General features: G+C 59.5%; 18 protein-coding genes and 1 tRNA gene. 12 read left to right on the top strand and 7 right to left on the bottom strand.

The genetic code is table 11. The features are described from left to right. Positions 1–199 precede the first annotated feature (199 nt). The 3 genes from LDB05_RS00305 to LDB05_RS00315 all read right to left on the bottom strand — a co-directional run bounded on the left by LDB05_RS00305 (position 200) and on the right by LDB05_RS00315 (position 5,315). Complete coding sequence (locus tag LDB05_RS00305) at positions 200–3,961, bottom strand: glucodextranase DOMON-like domain-containing protein (RefSeq protein WP_226005934.1); 3,762 nt, start codon at positions 3,959–3,961, stop codon at positions 200–202. Between the two features lie 195 nt (positions 3,962–4,156). Beyond that, positions 4,157–5,008 carry a geranylgeranylglycerol-phosphate geranylgeranyltransferase gene (locus tag LDB05_RS00310; RefSeq protein ID WP_226005935.1) on the bottom strand — a complete coding sequence of 284 codons (852 nt, stop codon included), beginning with the start codon at positions 5,006–5,008 and terminating at the stop codon, positions 4,157–4,159. A gap of 124 nt (positions 5,009–5,132) precedes the next feature. Continuing rightward, complete coding sequence (locus LDB05_RS00315) at positions 5,133–5,315, bottom strand: DUF7511 domain-containing protein (protein ID WP_226005936.1); 183 nt, start codon at positions 5,313–5,315, stop codon at positions 5,133–5,135. 143 nt (positions 5,316–5,458) lie between these two features. On the opposite strand from LDB05_RS00315, the gene LDB05_RS00320 reads away from it, so the two are divergent. Beyond that, positions 5,459–5,533 (top strand) — tRNA-Arg (locus LDB05_RS00320). 314 nt (positions 5,534–5,847) lie between these two features. On the opposite strand, the gene LDB05_RS00325 is transcribed toward LDB05_RS00320, so the two are convergent. Next, positions 5,848–6,972: a tyrosine-type recombinase/integrase gene (locus tag LDB05_RS00325; protein ID WP_226005937.1), complete on the bottom strand. Its 1,125-nt coding sequence runs from the start codon at positions 6,970–6,972 to the stop codon at positions 5,848–5,850. Between the two features lie 185 nt (positions 6,973–7,157). On the opposite strand from LDB05_RS00325, the gene LDB05_RS00330 reads away from it, so the two are divergent. The 4 genes from LDB05_RS00330 to LDB05_RS00345 all read left to right on the top strand — a co-directional run bounded on the left by LDB05_RS00330 (position 7,158) and on the right by LDB05_RS00345 (position 9,854). Continuing rightward, entirely contained in the window at positions 7,158–7,376 is a 219-nt protein-coding gene (locus tag LDB05_RS00330; RefSeq protein WP_226005938.1) for a hypothetical protein, read from the top strand. A 55-nt stretch (positions 7,377–7,431) separates the two neighbouring features. Next, positions 7,432–7,926 carry a hypothetical protein gene (locus tag LDB05_RS00335; protein ID WP_226005939.1) on the top strand — a complete coding sequence of 165 codons (495 nt, stop codon included), beginning with the start codon at positions 7,432–7,434 and terminating at the stop codon, positions 7,924–7,926. Positions 7,927–8,280: 354 nt separating this feature from the next. Then, the gene (locus LDB05_RS00340) at positions 8,281–8,880 is read left to right on the top strand and encodes a hypothetical protein (protein ID WP_226005940.1); all 600 of its coding nucleotides are present in this window, start codon (positions 8,281–8,283) and stop codon (positions 8,878–8,880) included. Positions 8,881–8,960: 80 nt separating this feature from the next. After that, entirely contained in the window at positions 8,961–9,854 is an 894-nt protein-coding gene (locus LDB05_RS00345) for a phage NrS-1 polymerase family protein (RefSeq protein ID WP_226005941.1), read from the top strand. Here LDB05_RS00345 and LDB05_RS00350 read toward each other — a convergent pair. From LDB05_RS00350 to LDB05_RS00360, 3 genes are all read right to left on the bottom strand, one after another. Then, positions 9,844–10,233, bottom strand: coding sequence for a DUF8104 domain-containing protein (locus LDB05_RS00350; protein WP_226005942.1), 390 nt, complete (start codon positions 10,231–10,233; stop codon positions 9,844–9,846). The genes LDB05_RS00345 and LDB05_RS00350 overlap by 11 nt on opposite strands. A gap of 71 nt (positions 10,234–10,304) precedes the next feature. Continuing rightward, positions 10,305–10,676, bottom strand: a complete 372-nt coding sequence (locus LDB05_RS00355) for an Lrp/AsnC family transcriptional regulator (RefSeq protein ID WP_226005943.1) — start codon at positions 10,674–10,676, stop codon at positions 10,305–10,307. Positions 10,677–10,752: 76 nt separating this feature from the next. Beyond that, positions 10,753–11,955: a Cdc6/Cdc18 family protein gene (locus LDB05_RS00360; RefSeq protein ID WP_226005944.1), complete on the bottom strand. Its 1,203-nt coding sequence runs from the start codon at positions 11,953–11,955 to the stop codon at positions 10,753–10,755. 564 nt (positions 11,956–12,519) lie between these two features. On the opposite strand from LDB05_RS00360, the gene LDB05_RS00365 reads away from it, so the two are divergent. The 7 genes from LDB05_RS00365 to LDB05_RS00395 all read left to right on the top strand — a co-directional run bounded on the left by LDB05_RS00365 (position 12,520) and on the right by LDB05_RS00395 (position 17,560). Beyond that, a complete protein-coding gene (locus LDB05_RS00365) occupies positions 12,520–13,215 on the top strand; it encodes a hypothetical protein (RefSeq protein ID WP_226005945.1) in 696 nt (231 codons plus the stop codon). A gap of 198 nt (positions 13,216–13,413) precedes the next feature. Next, positions 13,414–13,632 carry a hypothetical protein gene (locus LDB05_RS00370; protein WP_226005946.1) on the top strand — a complete coding sequence of 73 codons (219 nt, stop codon included), beginning with the start codon at positions 13,414–13,416 and terminating at the stop codon, positions 13,630–13,632. Beyond that, positions 13,592–15,370, top strand: a complete 1,779-nt coding sequence (locus LDB05_RS00375) for a hypothetical protein (protein ID WP_226005947.1) — start codon at positions 13,592–13,594, stop codon at positions 15,368–15,370. Before LDB05_RS00370 ends, LDB05_RS00375 begins: the two co-directional genes overlap by 41 nt. A gap of 28 nt (positions 15,371–15,398) precedes the next feature. Continuing rightward, complete coding sequence (locus tag LDB05_RS00380) at positions 15,399–15,980, top strand: hypothetical protein (protein WP_226005948.1); 582 nt, start codon at positions 15,399–15,401, stop codon at positions 15,978–15,980. Then, positions 15,981–16,898, top strand: a complete 918-nt coding sequence (locus LDB05_RS00385; protein ID WP_226005949.1) for a hypothetical protein — start codon at positions 15,981–15,983, stop codon at positions 16,896–16,898. 155 nt (positions 16,899–17,053) lie between these two features. Beyond that, complete coding sequence (locus tag LDB05_RS00390; protein WP_226005950.1) at positions 17,054–17,347, top strand: hypothetical protein; 294 nt, start codon at positions 17,054–17,056, stop codon at positions 17,345–17,347. Positions 17,348–17,350: 3 nt separating this feature from the next. Then, positions 17,351–17,560 carry a hypothetical protein gene (locus tag LDB05_RS00395; RefSeq protein WP_226005951.1) on the top strand — a complete coding sequence of 70 codons (210 nt, stop codon included), beginning with the start codon at positions 17,351–17,353 and terminating at the stop codon, positions 17,558–17,560.

Genomic DNA, 17,560 nt, shown 5'->3' on the forward strand with positions numbered 1-17,560 from the left:
ACAAAACTCGGTTACGGAAGTGACCGAAACCAACTGTCGTCGGTACTCAGTGGTCTACGACTGGACGTACTGGTGGGGGCGAGCACGACGGCCTCGTTTAGTCGTAGTGCGTTCGGCGTCGGTTTACGAACGGACGGCCCGATTTACTCTCGGATGAGTGTACGACGCCGAAGCGCATCATCCCGTCTTCTCGGGGTCGTCACGAACCGTCCGTGAGCGTTACCGTTCTCGACGCGCTGTCGTCCGGCGTCGCGATCGTCACAGAGTGCTCGCCCGTCGCCATCCCCGCGGTGTCGAGATCGAACTGCAACCACCGCTGGGAGTTCTCGTGCAGTTCTATTGCCGTCTCGTCCCGGTGGGTTCCGTCGACGAGGAACTCCACGGTCTTCGTCGTCAGTTCGTCGCCAGTGTTCACGATATCAGCACTCGTATAGATCCGGTCACCGACCGCGGCCGACGACGGACTATCGAGGTTCCGAACCTCGAACCGGTTCTCCGATTCGGACCCGGTGGAGAGCTCGATCGAACCGGACACGGTGTCGGTGCCTGATCCGACGGTGATCGTGTGGGACCCGTCGCTCAGCCCGCTCGTGTCGTACTCGAACGAGACGGACCAACTCGAGTCCGGCGATAGCGTCACGTCCGTCGATTCCGCGACCGTTCCGTCCACACCGAACTCGATCGTCGCGGTCCCTTCGGCGTCGCCGGTATTCGTCACGGTCGCAGAGACCGTAATTTCATCACCGATCGTCGCCGCCGAGGGGTGCTCGAGGCTCGAGACGTCGAAGGCCGCCGGGTCGCCGCTCCCCTCGGACACCGGGCGGAGCGGAATCGACGCTCGGGACTCGTTCGTGTACGCCAGTGCGGCCGACTGCGAAACGTCCGGCGGGGTGATGACGTCGAGCACCTGCGGCGCGTTGTCGTTGGCCGCGCCGCCGAAGGCCCACTCGCTCCGCTCGGACCGAACCGCGCGGGTGTAATCGGGGTTCGTCCCGTCGTAGCCGACCACGAGCGCGGCGATCGACGCCGACGCGAGGTCACCGATCGCATCTTTCGGGACTTCGATGCCGATCTCCGAGCCGTCGACCGTCGCGCGCCCCGTCGCGAGTCGGTCGCCCGTCGAATCCTGTACGCGGACGCCGTTCTCGCCGTCTGTGAGAATCCGGACGTGATATGGACTCGCGAGCGCCGCGTTGACGCCGGGTGCGGCATCGGTCGAGCCGCCGGCGGCCGACGGGTCGCGGACGTAGAACTGCAGGTACTGCTTGGCGAACCCGGCGTCGAACTCCCACGGGTTCGTCGGCTCGGTGGCCATCGTGACCGCGAATCGGTAGCTCGAGCCCCGATCCCGAACCGTGAGCTCGACGATGTCGAAATCGCCGTCGGTGAAGACCGATCCGGTCGGATAGGTGTAGTCGCCGGGGCCGACGTCGTCGCCCACCGGATCACGCCACCGGAGGAGGCGCTCGCGCCGTTCGATGGTGATCGCTTCCTCGCAGCGACCGTCGCCCTCTGTCTCCGGAACGGAGACGGTGACGGTGTTGTCACCGATCGCGAGGGGAACGTCGACCGAAAAGGAGCCGTCCGCTGCGATCGGCGGCTCGAAGACGTCACCGACGGACGTCTCGATCCGGACAGCGTCCGCCTCGGTCGTGCCGGTGATCGTCGCGCTGTCGGCGTCGACGTCGTCCGGTGCGTCCACGGAGAGCGCCGGACAGCTTCCGGGCGACGTGTCGAAATGCTCCGCGACCGCCGACGGCGTCTCCACGGGTCGCCCGGCGTCGATGCAATGGGCCAGGCGGACGAACTGCGCCGAGCACCACAGGAGCGGCGTCGCAGCGCCGGTTCCCTCGCCGAAGGCCCAGTCGTATTCCGTTGCGTCCGACCGATCCCAGACCTGTTCGGATATCATTCGGCCCTCGTTCGCGAAGTTCGCCATCGTCTCCAGGAGGGTCGTCGGCGAGAGATCGCCGGTTCCGCCCGCGAGGAGTTCGTACTCCGCCCGCTCGCCGGTGAGGAACGGCCACAGCCGACCGACGCCGGTTCCGTCCCACGGACTCCCGTCGGCCTGCTGCCCGTAGCCGTCGTGGCTGTACCTGTACCACCCCGGGCCGTTCGGCGTGTCGACCCGGATGCGATCGTCCACCACCTGTAGACTCTCCCGAACGAGCGGATCGTCCGTCGATCGAACGCCGAACCGAACCAGCTCGAGGAAGCTCGGGTCCACGACCTCGTTGGTGGGATGGGTCCCGCCGCCGTTCGCGAGGGTGATGCTCGAGCCGTCCGGGTCGTCGGTCGGGCTCACCCGAACGAAGTACCGGTCGCCGAACGGGCCGTCCTCCGAGACGGTCACCGACTCGAGCCGGCTCGCGAAATCGTCGACGACACCCCGCCAGCGGTCGGCGTCCGCGGCGTGGCCCTCGTGATCGGCGAGTTCGGCCGCACAGATCAGCCCGGCGATCTGGGCGGCCATGCTCTGCGGCGAGAAGCCGCCGTTTTCCTCCCACCGTTCCTGTGGCGACCGCGGTCCGTTATCGGCCACGTAGTCGGCCCCGAGCCTGAGGTTCCGGTAGTCGTACGAGACGTCGCCGTCGCTCGGCGCGATATCGTGACGCTCGAAGAGCTGGTAGGCCATGATGAGCGGGGATGCGACCTGGTCCATCTGGACGGTCCCCCACCGCTCCGTCCCGTCGAACGTCGTGTTCTGCTTGACCGAGCCGTCGGGTTTCTGCTGGTACTCGAAGAGGTACTCCGTCGCGTGCGTCGCGCCTTCGACGTCGCCGACGGCCTCCAGTGCCGTGAACACGTGGTAGAGATCCCGCGGCCAGCAGTGAGCGTAGCCCGACCGTGCGGCCGAGTCCGCCGCTTTGATCTGCCCCCACGGGATCGTCGGCGCGGCGACCGACGCCCCGCGGAACTGCTCGTGTTTGCTCTCGCCGGCCTTCAGCGACATGAGACTCGCGTTGTACTGGGCGCGGAGAGCCGCATCGCTCGCGACCGACGCCGGTGTCTCGGTGGCTTCCAGATACGATTGCCACCCGGACACGTACGTCTCCCGCACCGACTCGTAGCCTCGAGAGAGGGCGTCCCGGGCCGCCGCCGTCGCGGCGTCGGTGTCTCCATCCTCGGCGAAGCCCATCGCCAGCGTCGTCTCCCCGCCGCCGGAGCACAGCCGTCCCGCGACCTGGACGTTCCCGCTCGCGCTGGAGTTCGTCTGTGGTATGGTTCCCCTCAACAGGGACGCGATCTCGCCGCCGGCTGTGTCGGCCGTCGCCCAGTCGAACCCGCCGGCGGCGGTCAGCGCCGTCGCGATGTCGTAGGCACTCCCGTCCGGTTTCGTGATCCACTCGTCGCTCGACCCGGTAGCGACGACGTGCTTCGACTCGCCCGATCCCGCGACGCTCGCTCGATCGGCGTTCGTCCCGTGACCGAGGGCGAGGTCCGCCGCCACGTAGAGGTCGTACTCGCTCGAGGCGTCGAACGTGACGTCCGCGAGGAGGGCCTCACCGGCTCGATCGGCGATGTATTCGACGGTGAGCGTCCAGTCGTGGTCCGGATTGACGCCGTCCGTGATCGTCCCTTCGAACACGAGCGCATCGTCCTCGACCATCGTCGCTCGCCGGTCGACCGGGTCCGTGCCGGTTCCGTCGTCCGTTCCGTCGACGTCGTACGTCCGGGCCGCGTATCCGTCGCCGTCGGTGACGACGAACTCTATCGCGGTCGTGTTGACCAGATCGAGCCGCGGGAATCTGATCTCGGTGATCGCCCCCGCCGTGATCGTGTACCAGACCCGCGGGAGGTCCGACATCGCGACGTCGTGGTCGTATGCCGTTACGAATCCCTTTCTTCGTCCGTGCGGCCAGTACGACGACTCCGCTGCCGTGAGAGCCCCCTCCGCAACGCCGGTGAGCGACAGCCCGCCGGCGGCGGTGAGTCCCGTCATGAATTTTCGTCGTTGCATCCGAACGGATCTGCCAGACGCGTTTTATTATATATGCTGAACGTTTTCATCAAATTTTATCCGCCGAATAAGTTAACTTCTTTGACCGCGTTGCTCGGGTGCATATATGTCCAGAGAAGTCGCTCAGGATAGTGGGACCGGTCGGAAGCCGACGAATAGGCGATCGCGCTCGGACGAGGACGAACGAACGAGGTCTCAGAGCCCGGGCATCTCGAGCGCGCCGCGTCCGACGATGAACGCCAGCGCGGCGAGAAACATCCCGTACTTGAGACGCGACTGACTGGCGGTCGGATCGTCGAAGCTCTCGTAGGCGGCGAAAAGCATGACGGCGTCAGCGGGGGCGACGATCAGCAGATACGGGACGCCGAAGTAGCCCCGGAGGAACGGAACGGGGCTCGCGAGGACGGCTATCACGAGCAGGACGGCGGCGACGACCAGCGCCCGGCGTTCGCCGATCGCGATCGGGAGCGTGTTTAATCCCTCCTCGCGATCGCCCTCGATGTCCTCGACGTCCTTGATGATCTCCCGCGTCAGGGTCGCAACCGCCGCGAGGACGAAGAGCACGACCGCGGGGCCGATCTCCTCGACCGCGGCAGCCCCGAAGAGGAACGTGCTGCCGACGAGGTAGGCGACGAGCGCGTTGCCGAGCCCGGGGAGTCCCTTGAAGAACTCCGTGTAGGCGATCAGCGCCAGGAGGTTCACCGTCGCGATGGCGATCGCCAGCGGGGGCAGCGTGAGCGCCAGGACGACCGCACCGGCGAAGAGAACGATACTGAACGCGAGCGCACCGCGCGGGCTCACCGCCCCGCGGGGAATCGCCCGCTCGGGTTGGTTGATCCGGTCGATCTCCCGATCGAAGTAGTCGTTGATCGCGTTCCCCGCACCGACCGCCAGCGCCGTGGCCCCGACCGCTGCAGCGACTGCGACGGGCGCCTCGGTCACGCCACCCGCGACGAACGCGCCGATAAACGTCAGCACGCTCGCCGCGACCACGTTCACCGGCCGCGTCAACTCGAGCAACCCGCGACCCGTCTCCCCGGCTGTCATACGCGGGAGTGCTCATGCGGGCTGGTTAAACGGTACGGTCCACCGCCGATCGGGCGGGGATCACCGAGAATCGCAGGGCGTCGAGGCACGGACCGACGCCGTCACTGTCACATCGGCCGCGGTTTCAGCGCCACTCCTCGAGATCACAGAGGACGTCGTCCTCGATCTCGAGCCACTTGCTCACCCGGTCGTCACCGCTCGCATCCACCGGCACGGCGGTCCAGCTCCGATCGTCCTCGGAGAGTAACTCGAGGGGCGTCGTGCTGGATCGTGCCTCGTCCGGAGTGGAGGTCTCGGGGTCAGTCATGACACGTATAGATGATGGAACTATATAACAAAGACCCCCGCAGGTGATTGTCACCGGGTGAGAATTCCTGGTGAGTGTTGGTGTCTACCGAAACCGGCTCGAATCGAGTGACTTATACGGACTCATCCGAAATGTAGCGACGCGGGCGCTTAGCTCAGCCTGGACAGAGTACTTGGCTTCGGACCAAGCTGCCGCGGGTTCAAATCCTGCAGCGCCCATCCGTTTTCCGAACGGTCCACATCCGACAGCCAGCGGCGGCTTCCTTATAAACAGCCGCCGCACAGCGCACGTGATTTCGTTCGATCACCGAACGCGGGTCTGCTCCGTCCTGCGATTCCGTACATCCAAACACACCGTTCTCCCCCATAAGACCCCGGACGCGTCCAATCACTTCCACCACACCGTCCGAAAAAATCCCGAAGACGGCGTCTACCCCGGACTGCACGCATACTACTCCCTCGTCCACGACCATATTAAGAGAGGAGAACCGGTTGGACAGGCAACCTCTCAGATACTACTGGAAAGAATTGGGCTAAAGATAGCCGGTGGCCTCGTCATCCTGCTGCTCGCGGAGCTGGTCGAACAGGTCGCGCTGGAGTTCACGCCGATCCGCCGCCGACCGCTCATCGTAATGCTTGTCGATAATCTTCTCGCTGACATCACATCGATCACTGATCACTGACTTTGGCAATCCCAGACGCCGTAAATGGGTGATGTGGCCGTGCCGCGCCGAATAACAGGAGTGGCTGGACGGACACTTACTCGCATCGTCCATCGACTTCGCCGCCCGGCACGTCTCAACTGATTCTCCGTGTGGACACTCGTTGTTGATCGCGCACGGCCGACTCCATTTGTAGAACTGGCGGCGCATCACCGACTTCGACAAGCGGCCCTGCGATGACGTCAGTAACGGTTCCCGTCCGTATTCGTCGATGACCGGTTCCCGTTGGACGGTGATGTAGTTCTCAAGGACGGCAGCGACCGCGTCTGTAATCGGGACGTCTCCCTCTCCCTTTGATCCGTTCTTGAGCCGTGTCCCTGTCTCAGGCCGATGCCGGAACGACAGGTACGGGTCTTCTCCGATATGGACATCGGTGACATCGAGTGAGTGGATCGCGCCCGACCGCCGCCCGGTCCGGCAGTGCAGCAGCCACACAACGTGCTCGCAGCTGGCGTACTGGTACGTCTCCAAGTAGTCCAAGATCTCCGCCACGCGGTCCGGCTCTAATTCCACGTCTCGGACGCCGTCGTCAGTCCCCAACTCTGGGATGAGAACGTTCTCACCCAGACCGGGCCGTACCGCCTCAATCGACTCCAAGTACCAGAGGAACGCCCGGAACAACAGCATCTCATCCCGCATCGTCTTCGCGCTCAACGCATCACCCGCCGTCGCATCATCCCGCCGCCACACCCGGTAATCGTCCACGAAACGGCCGTCCAGTTCGTTCAAGTTCTCCACATCCCTTAGCTCACAGAACTCGAGGAAATACTGGAGTTTCCGCCGGTACTCATCCGCCGTGTTTTCCGTGATCTCCCCCTCCCGACGCTTCAGATACCGTTCCACCCCCTCATCAGGAGATAACGGCTGTACCGACGGAGATACATCCTGCAACAGCTCCTGCAGTTCCGCGATGGTCATATCGTCGATCCCTTTCATCTACCGCGTACGTACGTATTACACCGAGAAAAACGCGGTTTGAGCCATCACACCTCTCCGTGTCCACCGTACTTGTGGCGGACCATCGCCTCCCTCGTGACTCACCGACAAATCTGTGAAAACACGGGGCTGTGACGGCCCACGAATTCGTTAATCTGGTACCGGTCTAAGCAAAGCTTGCAGCGATGACCGATAACGAATTCACGTCCTCCGGCAACCCCGACATGTCGGAGTACGGCAAAACCATGACTGAACTGCCCGACTGGAAACAACCCGCCCCCCGCGGCACCCGATCGATGACCGTGGACCAGCTGAAACAGTACGGGGTGGAAGACCACATCGACCTTGACGAGACCGTGCTCATCCCGTCACAGCAGAACCTGCCTGAAGAGAAGTGGTACTAACGTAGGGCACCGCGAAACGTCCCACGGCCTTCCTTTTCGCTGAGACACCTGACACATGGACCTGACCTGGCTTATCCTCGAAGAAGAGTTCGTGATCGTGGCCGTGATCTGGGTCCCGATCCTCGTGTTCGCCCCGATCCATCACGCACGCGACTTCTGGCTCGGTGGTGCCCTTTGGCTGATTGCCTCTGCCGGCGCAGCCATCACCGAATACGGTTCCAGCAGCGACACCCTGCTGATGGTCGGCGGCCAACTCCTCGTGTACACTCTGCTCTCCTCAATCATCTTCGCCCGCGACTACACAGAGCCGGACAGCGACCTCGGTGCCGCCAACCGCCTCATCGGCATCGCCGCATACCTCGGTAAACTCACCAGCGACAACACCGGTCCACGACGCCCACAGCGCCAACCCCGCCAACCGGGACACCGCCAAAACAACCCGAACCAGCAGGACCAGGAACACTACGGCGCAACACCACCTCCCGACGAAATCCCGCAGAACGGGAACTTCGAAGACTTGGTGGACGAGATCGACGACTTCCGCGACTAGCTGCCGATTCACCGCGACCGTGGTGACCCACTGATCCTGCCACAAACCACCAGAGAAACCGGCTGCCTCGGAATTTGAAACATGGGACATACCGTATACCACGATATGGTTCAGGACCCGACCGCCATCAGGCTCCGCGACTGCGGCCACGTCGGCTACTATACCGGCGTCTGTCAGTACAAGGGCTGCGCATACAGCCTGTGCATGACCTGTAACTGGAGCTGTGAGGCGTGCGGCCGCACTCTTTGCCCGTTCCACCAGGACTGGATCGATGGCTGCGTGCTCTGCCCGGAAGACGCCAAAACGTACCGCATCCGACGACTGCTCCGCACACTCATCCCTTGGACCTGAACGATGGTTGACGACGACACCACACCCGGGCTCGACATCGGGACCGGATTCGAAAAGGAAGAGACCGAACACTTCGCCGAACGCGGCACCGACATCGTCTACCACAAGGAGAAGACGGTGGACCCGGCGACCGGCCGCATCGAAATCAAATCGAAGTCACATCCGATCTGCACCTGCGGCACTCCCCACGTCAAGGTCGATGAGGACACGTACTATGCGTACCGCTGCGCCGAATGCGACAATCTGTCCTGCCCCGAGTGCATTATCAAGCTACAGCGCCGCCGCTACTGCCCGCAGTGCGTGGAAACCGCGTACAGCATGGATCGCCGCGTCTTCTGGTTCCTGCTCTACATCAACCACGACCAGCTGGACGCCGACGACCTCATTCAGGTCGACGCGGTCGAGGACGGCACCGATGTTGTCGTGGACCGTGCCGCGTCCACGCTCAGCGACCACGGCTACATCACCGACGACGGCCATGACCTGAGTCCGGCCGGGACGGAGGCACTGGCCGCTGGCAAGAAACTGTACGAGGACGATCCTGACGTCAAATCCACCTTGGAAACGCTCCGCGTCCAGGAGGTCGCCAACCCCGACATCTGAAACTCGTTCCACCCATGCTCCAGACCGGAACCACCGAATCACAGTATAAAACTTGACACCCATGACGGCCCCACTCCACGATGATCCACACGGACACGATCCCTGACGCACTGAAAGCCCGCGACCAGTGGATTTGCTGGAAAGAAGAACAGCGCGACGGGAAACCGACCAAAGTCCCCATTGACCCAGTGAACGACGGCTACGCTTCCGTCAGTGATCCGAACACGTGGGCAACCTACAGCGCCGCGGAGACCTACTACGACCTCAACGAGGACGTGGACGGCCTCGGATACGTCTTCACCGCGAACGGACCGTACACCGGTGTCGATATCGACGATGCCCGTAACCAGGTCAGTGCGATGTTGGAGGAATGGGTGGTCGACGTACTGATGACGCTCCAGTCGTACACGGAACGCAGTCCGAGCGGCACCGGCTACCACGTCATCGTCGAAGGCGCGGTGCCGGGGGGTGGGAACCGACGCGACCAACTCGAGATGTATGACGACTCCCGGTTCTTCACGGTGACTGGCGATCACGTCGACGGCACACCCGGAACGATCGAGGACCGCAGTGAGGAACTGCAGGAATTGCACGCTGAGTATATCGCGGACGACACAGGGCAGTCCGACTACTCGGAACCGGACACCATTGAGATCACCCTTTCCGACGCAGAACTCCTCAAGAAAGCGGTCAACGCCTCGAACGGCGACAAATTCCGGACACTGTGGAACGGCGACATCTCCGGCTATCCCAGCCACAGTGAAGCCGACCTGGCGCTCTGTAACCTGTTAGCGTACTGGACCGGCGGCGACCAGCAACGCATGGAGCGGCTATTCTCCAAGAGCGGATTGGTGCGGGAGAAATGGCAGGAGCGGCCGGACTACCGGGAACGGACCATCAAGAAGGCGATCCGCGACGTGACTAACTACTACGAGCCTCAGTCTGAACGATCGGACTCTGCCTCTACCGATTGACTGCCTGTTCCAGCAATTGTTCTGCCTCGCACAGTTCCGCCAGCTCCGCCTCCAGTTCCAGTACTGCGTCCTCCAATCGCTGCATATCGTCCGCGAACCGTTCCCGCGTCTCCCGCAGATCGCTGCACAGCCGTTCCCGCCGCCGCTTCAACTGCTGCTTCCGATCCCGCGTCGGACTACTCCGCGTCAACTGATGCTCGACATCCTGGAGTTCGTCCTGCAACATCTGTACGGCTGACTCGTACGTCTCTGTGCGGCGTCGGATCTGTACCTGTTTCGCTTCAAGCTGCCGTTGCAGGCGGTCCTTTTCGGCTTCCGTCGTTTCGACAATGTAGCCCTGCCAGTCGAACGAGGCGTCCGGCCCCCCACTCCGTTGCATACCTGCACAGTGTGTGGACAGGAATTAACAGATAGTATGGAAATCAGGGAGCAACCGGAACCGGAACAAATCTACTCAGAACCGGAGGCATCGAAATACTCTACACCGGAAGCAAACTCGTGAACGTGGTCCTCACCATCGACCACAATCTCATCACAGTCAGGAGCCTCGCAGACGTGGTGCTGTTCCAGTGCGGTGCGTCCCTGTTCCGTCGTTTTATATCCGATCACCAGGTCGCGGTTGAGGGTATCAGGGCTGAGGATACAGGATACAAGCAGCCCATCGTCCTGCAGATCGTTGACGCGGCGGCCGATCGTCTGGATCGATTTCTTCCCGAGGGTGTTGTGTAGCGCTGTTTTCCATAACGGGTTCTGCGTGAGAATGGCGAGGATTTCGAGGTCGAGTTCGTCTAATTTCCGTACCTGCGTCGATGTGTTACTCATAGATAGTGACTAAACAGATGTTAATCTTAAAAAATCACAGGCGCACTTCCGCTGGAAAACACCGTGTGGCACGCGCCTACAGCTCATATTCCTCCTCAATAAATTCCTGCAACTCGTTGACTGTCCGTTCCTCGAGATTAACTCTGATCTGGCTTGTCCGACCGTACTTCCCCTGAGACGTGATCGTTGCCTGGATCACACCAAGCATATCGAGTTCGGTGATGAGATCGCGTACGCGCCGTTGAGAGATCGGATCTTTATCCGACTGTGCACATACCTCTCGATACTCAGAATAACAGTCACCAGTCGTGATCGGTGTCTGCCCCTCTTCGAACAGCGATAATACGGCATAGACCACTATGTGAGACTGCATACTCAACGACCGGACCGTATCCACGATCTTGTCGGCCTCTATCAGTTGCCGTGCCCGATCCACGTGCCCACCGTTCGTCACCTTCGACGCTCCATCGTCCAACGCCAGCTCACCTGCTTTCCGCAAGACCTGGATTGCCTCCCGAGCGTCTCCACCGTTCTGTGCAACGACCGCTGCGATCTTGGATATTACACCGTCATCAATTGTACCGGGCCGGAATGCCTTCTCACAGCGTGACTCCAGAATCTTCCGGAGCTCTATCGCATCGTACTTGGGAAAATGAACGGTCTCATGCCCGAACCTGCTGGTCACCTTCGTGTTCATGTATTCACCCAGCCGTGCGTTGTTCGAGATACCGATCACAAGCAGTGTTCCGTCCGTATCCGCGTTCACGACCTGTTTTCGAGCTTCAAGCAGTTTCTTGAGAAAGGAGTTACCGTGGCTCTTCCCGCTCTGGGCGAGGAACAGTTTCTCCAGTTCGTCCAAGACGAGGATCAGCTTCAGATCTTCTGCGATCAGTTTCTCCGCCAACCGGTCGTAATACTCATTCAGGTCGGTGCCGCGGTATCCGAGGTTGATCGATGGGTGGGTGGAGAGTTTCCGCAGTGTTCGTAGTTCGTTCTCAAGGTCGGTGAGGTAGACGGACCGGATGTTTCCGTCAAGGTAGTCTTCGAGGTCGCGGAGGATGATCTTCACTGCCATGGTTTTACCGACACCGGAGGGGCCGGTGACGAGGAAGTTGCTGGCGCCACCCATCTCGATGAATCGGAGGATGGAGATGATCTCCTGCATTTCATCGTCCCGTTCGACGAATTCCTCTTTGGCCGGAGTGCGGTCTGGGTCGAGCGCTTGTATGTTTTTGAATATCTGGTTGTCGGGTTGGTTGTCGAAGACGTTGCCGTTCATCGGCTGTACCTCTGGTTTTCCTACTGCCCGTAACTCGTTTATATATTTATTGTTTCCAATAATTCCAGTGCATCACGTTCTTCTGTGAGTTATAAAGAATCCAATCCCATCCAATCGTGTTCTCACTCAGAAGAAGTGAAAATCCGTTTCCAGTGGAATGCATACCCATATGCATTTCGAGTGCAGACCGAAATCGACAGCCGATCTCTCTTATAACCCTGTTATACCCTCTATGTTCTCATCTCTCAGGAGTAACAAACCGAGGGTCGAATTTTTAGACGAAACAATAAGGGGTAAACATACATATCGAAAACAAAAGTATACTAAATACATATATTATAACACTGTTATAGGTACTAGATATAGATGTAGGGGGTTGCACACGAAATCCATATGGGTATGTAACACCGTTATATCGCGTTACCACAACGGAGTGAATACCGCACCGGAAACGCATAAGGAAGTGATCCACCGCATCTCATATCCTAAACCGGTCTCATCCCTCTATCATCGAAAACTGGTAAAAAAGAACTTTCTCATAGATAGTTCATAGAGGTTGTCGCGGTGAGTTTGGCGGGACTGGCAAAACTGGTAGCAACATTATCGTGGCTCTTGTCGATATCACGGTCAGCAGCCGGTGGATTGCTGGGGCGGCTGTGGGCTGTCACGTCGCAGGACCGGATGTTCGCAGTGATGGCGCTGTATTATATCGGCTACGAGAACTGGGGTGTATTCCGGACCGGTGACCCGATCCAGATCATGCTGGAGATCGGGAAGACGATCTTCTCGGTTGACGTCGCGATCGAGGAGAACACGGTGGCCGTAGTCACCGGAGAGGTAACCGGGATCGCAGCGCTATTGGCGGTGATCTCGATTGTGTCGGCGCTGGCAACGTTGAGTATGTGGTTGCGGGCCGGTGCGTTCATCCTGATGCGGTGGAACCGGAACTACAGTGTCATCGATGCATGGGGCTGGCCGTTCGTCGTCTACGGATTCCTGGCGTTTGCCGCATCGGTAGTACAGAGTGATCCCCGCGTACCGTTCGCCGGGGTGGCGACGCTGGTGATGAACTTCGACCAAGTGTTCGATCCAGAGATGCTGCGGACGGCGTGGATGGAGAATTCGTCTGTTGGCCGTGTGCGGGACGTGCCGTACGTGATGGACAATTTACCGGACTGGGTATCGGAAGCAGCCAATGAGACCGGAGTAGACGAGTATCCGATGAACAACTCAATGGATGTAGGCGGTGATCCCCAGTGATACTTATTTAAACGGTTCTTGCACACGTATTCTGTAACGGGGAGTCGTTGTGAGTCAAACCGAGGAGTGGGAGAACGTATCGCTGCCTAAAGAACTGCATGATGGCATTGTCGAGGATTTAGCGCCCGGACAATCGAAGTGGGGGAAGATCCAGGAGTACCGTGATTACTATAAGCAGAATCATCCGGGTGATTCCGAGTGAAGCTGATCCCGGAGAAATATCTGGAGCATATTGTGCTGTTCGCGGTCAGTATCGTGTTACTCCTGGGTGCGGTGTGGATGATCCAGTCCGAATACGGTCCGATCGCGTTGGTATTGGCTGGGATGTTGATGATCGGTGGTAGCGGCCTCTGCCTGTCACTGCAGCGCCTGTCCCGTGATCTACGAGGAGGTGGTCCCGATACGACTGAAGCATAGTCTCACCCTGGTTTCGGTGTTCGTCCTCGTTCTCGGTCTGGGAACAGCGACAGACGTTCGCGTCACATCAACGACTGTATCTGATACCGTCTATCCGGGGGAGAACACGACGGTCGCCGAGTACAACGTCGGTGTCCGGAACGGAACGGTCAACGTGACGGATATCGCTGTGTCGCAGTTGCCCTTCGATACCGTGATTTCGCCGGATGTGAGGACAGTGAACGCGTCGTGTGGTCCGGCCGACCAGAATACGGCGGGGAACTGTCCCTGGCGGAATGAAACCGTGGCGGTGAACGTGTCGGTGCCAGACCGGGAGATCTCGGATACGTACACCGGTGAGGTTGCGTTCGTGTTCGACAAGCAGGAGACACAGGCGGAATCGATCACTGTTACTGTGCCGGAGGTTGCGAACTGGACACTCACCGATCACGCGTTTACTGCATCGGTTGACATCGGCTCTGACGGTGTATTAGGGCGTTTTGACTTGCAGAATACTGGAAACGTCCGAACAAGCGTCGACGTAAACGTATCCGGAAACCTGTCTGAGTACGTTGTAACGAACGAAATCGTTGACCTCTACCGGAACCGCAGCCGTTCTGTTCCGGTCGAATACCGTATTCCGTCCGATACGCCGTTTGGGACATATACCGGTCAGCTCGTGCTGCCAGGTGACGGAAACCGGAGCGACACGGTGAACCTGTCCGTCGAGTTTGTGGATAAGCGTCCACCGGAGCTCGAGGACGTGACGCTGAATGATGAGATCGAGGCCACGCTGTCTGATGACTGGACGGTGACAGCCACGGATAATCTCGAGGTTGCGTCGGTCACCGCTCAGGTCGTCCGCGAGTCCACGATCACGGCCGGTAATACGACGCAGGTGGTGAACGAGTCCGTGGCGAACGTCTCGTTCGATCCGGTGGAGCATACGGATTCGTGGAAGACTTCGTTCACGGAGACGGATAACCGTGGAACGCATTACGCCACCGTTGTTGTGAAGGATGCGGCTGGGAACACGGTGAACCGGACGGAGAGGTTTGAGGTCGTGTCGCTGGATGCGGTAACGGTACTGGAGGAGGACGTGGAATTTGATGGGACACCGCCTGACGAACAGCTCACTGTCGACGTGTTCGAACTGGACGAGGAGATACCGGTCACGGTGGAGCTGAGTTCGTTCCGGGAACTGGATACAAATGGTTCGATGCTGGTCGGGATTCGTGAAACCGGTTCAGCGTCACCGGACACGATCAGTCCCGGTAAAAGCATAACCGTCTCTGAGCCAGAAACCTACGAACTGGTCGTCGAGACAAGCGAGGGAGGACGATTCCGTGGAGAACTCGTATACAACGTGGAGAAGCATGTCGAACTGGCAACCACCGGGTTTGCTGGCGAGTTCATTGATTCGGATTGTCCGCCAGAAGATGACTATGAGAGCGGTGAGTACCGGTACGAGTACCGATACACGGAGCAGGACTGTCTAGATGGTGACCTCAGATTTATCGCGACAGTGCCGGGTGAGAACTGCTTAGGCTATGATCATCCCGATGATTGTACCGATATAAAGGGCGCAGACCTTGGACGGATCGAGGCTGTTGAAGAACGTGCTGGCCGGTATTGGACATGGCTCTGGGTCGTTGTGATCGGTGGAGTACTGGCGACTGGCCTATCAGCAGGAGCGGCACTGTATTTCCTGAAACTGTATCCGGGCGACTACCGCGTCCGGCTCAAAGATACTGACTGATCGGAGTAGCATAAGGTGAGATGAGACGATGGCATCGGAAGATTTTGTGTATGACCTGATCACGGGGAAGTGGCACGGCGCTTTTCTCGATGAGTATGAGCCAGACCAAACGCATGGCGGACAACGACCGAAGATCCGGCCAGTAAGAAAGGCCGTACCGAAACTACGCGGGGATCTGTTTCCGCATCCGCTCGATATAGAGACGAATATCAAACAAATTCCGGTGGTGAACGGACCGGATTTACGTATCTTAGTACCGTCGAAGAATATTCCTGGACTGGATTATCAGTCGACGCCGTGGGCAAAGTTACAGGCCGATGAACGGCAGACGATCGAGAAGCTCCGGGAACAGCTGGAGACGGTGGAAAAGGAGAAAGGGAAACTGAAGAAGGAGAACCGGCGGCTGCGTGAAGAGCAGGAAGAGCGAGAGAAACGGGAAGCCAGCCAGTCCGCAGACAAGGTCGCCTGCAAGTACTGTGGCGCAAAGCAGACACCGCAGAAGTGGACCAGTAACGATGGTCGGTGCGAGAGCTGTGGTGAGACCATGGACAAGTACACCTCAAACAACAGGCAGAACCGGAACGGCGGTTCGAGGAAGGGTGGCAAGTAAGTGCAGCGCGGTGAGGAACGGTATGCACCGGACTTTCTGCAGCGGGTCCTGTCCGAATTCGAGTTACAGGAGGCAGATGTGCAGCGGCAGCAGTCGGTCGAGCAGATGGAGTCAGACGGACGGCTGAAACCACAGCAACTGGACAAGCAATTGGCCCGCCGCAAATCCGAGATCGACAGCCTGGAGCGGGAGTCAGATACGCTGCTGGATAAGGCACTCCCGATCCGGACCCGGATCGAAGAGCGGCGCGAAGAAGACGATTTCAAGGACAATAAACGGGATAACGCGATCGATACCGCGGACTGGGAGCGGGCGATGACGCTGCTGGATCGATACGAGGAGATCATCGTAAAACTGGGGCTGGAGAAGGAAGCGACGCTGGTGACGATGATGGATCTCGAAGACCTGGTAGATGAGCAGCAGCGGATACAGGCCGGGAAAGAGTATCTGGATCAGGCGAAGGAGATGGTGAATCTGCAGCAGGATTTCAATCAGCAGCAGACGGAACTGCTCCGTGAATTCATTAAGCAGCAGACGGAGCGGACGGTTGACGCGGTCGAATCGGTCAGTGAACAGCAGGTCCATGTCAACGAACTGCTGGAGATTGTGACGGACATCCAGGAGCACGTTGCGGAAGATGCTGAGTCGTCGCTCATGGATGCGCTGGAAGATCTTCAGGAGCAACTGGAGGACGTAGAGGAGGGTATCTCTGCTGTGGATCCGGAAGACCAGATTTCCGAGTCGTTGTCGGATACGGAGCGGCGTATCGTGGCGTTGCTCGAGGAGGATCCGGAGCTGTCGGATACCGATCTGGCGCAGAAGGTGTCGGTGAAGAAGAACCGGGCGGAGGAACTCCGCGACGGGCTGGAAGAGAAGGGAATCGTTCCGCCACGACCAGGTCCGGAGGACGGAGGTTAGCTGTCTCTGTCGTGTATCAGGGTGTTACCTAACCGGATGAGAGGGGGTGTAAAATGGCTGTAATTATAGAGCAACTATGGGACACAGATTTGCGGAGACCTGTCCGAGTCTCAGATGTTGACAGCCGGTCACTGAATATTGATCGGGTACTCACTGTGACGGACGACGACGGGGTACCCCACCGGTACAAACTGTACCGCCATGAACGGGGTGAAACCCCCTACGACAAGGACTCCGCTCTCTTTAAAAAACAATACAACAGCGACAAACCCCCATTCCGCCTCTACACCACCAAAAACGGCGTTCAAACACCCGATATCGCCCACCTCACACACCAATTCCACACCCGGTGGGGAGACGGCTACTTCACCGGGTTCTTCATCGGAGGCTACCCACCGATCGAGTACTTCTGGAAACGCCGCTGGATCACCAAACAGGAGGGACACTGACCAATGCCGATCGCCGCTACCATCACCTACCTCACGGTCGCACTCACCACAACATTCCTCATCCAACTCGTTATCCTCGCCCGCGCAGTCAAATCCAGTACCACCCCCGGTAGCATCCTCACCTACTTCATCTTCTCCTGCGCCATCGGCTACCTCGTCTTCTACGGTACACTGCTCCTCCTCCCCGAACTCTGGCCTGCCGGAGGTGGATAA

The organism is Natrinema salinisoli (assembly GCF_020405205.1).
In the GTDB taxonomy this organism is placed as follows: domain Archaea; phylum Halobacteriota; class Halobacteria; order Halobacteriales; family Natrialbaceae; genus Natrinema; species Natrinema salinisoli.

Coding starts and splice junctions, on each gene's coding strand:
- LDB05_RS00305 (WP_226005934.1), bottom strand. CDS start 3,961: ATGCAACGACGAAAATTCATGACGGGACTCACCGCCGCCGGCGGGCTG.
- LDB05_RS00310 (WP_226005935.1), bottom strand. CDS start 5,008: ATGACAGCCGGGGAGACGGGTCGCGGGTTGCTCGAGTTGACGCGGCCG.
- LDB05_RS00315 (WP_226005936.1), bottom strand. CDS start 5,315: ATGACTGACCCCGAGACCTCCACTCCGGACGAGGCACGATCCAGCACG.
- LDB05_RS00325 (WP_226005937.1), bottom strand. CDS start 6,972: ATGAAAGGGATCGACGATATGACCATCGCGGAACTGCAGGAGCTGTTG.
- LDB05_RS00330 (WP_226005938.1), top strand. CDS start 7,158: ATGACCGATAACGAATTCACGTCCTCCGGCAACCCCGACATGTCGGAG.
- LDB05_RS00335 (WP_226005939.1), top strand. CDS start 7,432: ATGGACCTGACCTGGCTTATCCTCGAAGAAGAGTTCGTGATCGTGGCC.
- LDB05_RS00340 (WP_226005940.1), top strand. CDS start 8,281: ATGGTTGACGACGACACCACACCCGGGCTCGACATCGGGACCGGATTC.
- LDB05_RS00345 (WP_226005941.1), top strand. CDS start 8,961: ATGATCCACACGGACACGATCCCTGACGCACTGAAAGCCCGCGACCAG.
- LDB05_RS00350 (WP_226005942.1), bottom strand. CDS start 10,233: ATGCAACGGAGTGGGGGGCCGGACGCCTCGTTCGACTGGCAGGGCTAC.
- LDB05_RS00355 (WP_226005943.1), bottom strand. CDS start 10,676: ATGAGTAACACATCGACGCAGGTACGGAAATTAGACGAACTCGACCTC.
- LDB05_RS00360 (WP_226005944.1), bottom strand. CDS start 11,955: ATGAACGGCAACGTCTTCGACAACCAACCCGACAACCAGATATTCAAA.
- LDB05_RS00380 (WP_226005948.1), top strand. CDS start 15,399: ATGGCATCGGAAGATTTTGTGTATGACCTGATCACGGGGAAGTGGCAC.
- LDB05_RS00395 (WP_226005951.1), top strand. CDS start 17,351: ATGCCGATCGCCGCTACCATCACCTACCTCACGGTCGCACTCACCACA.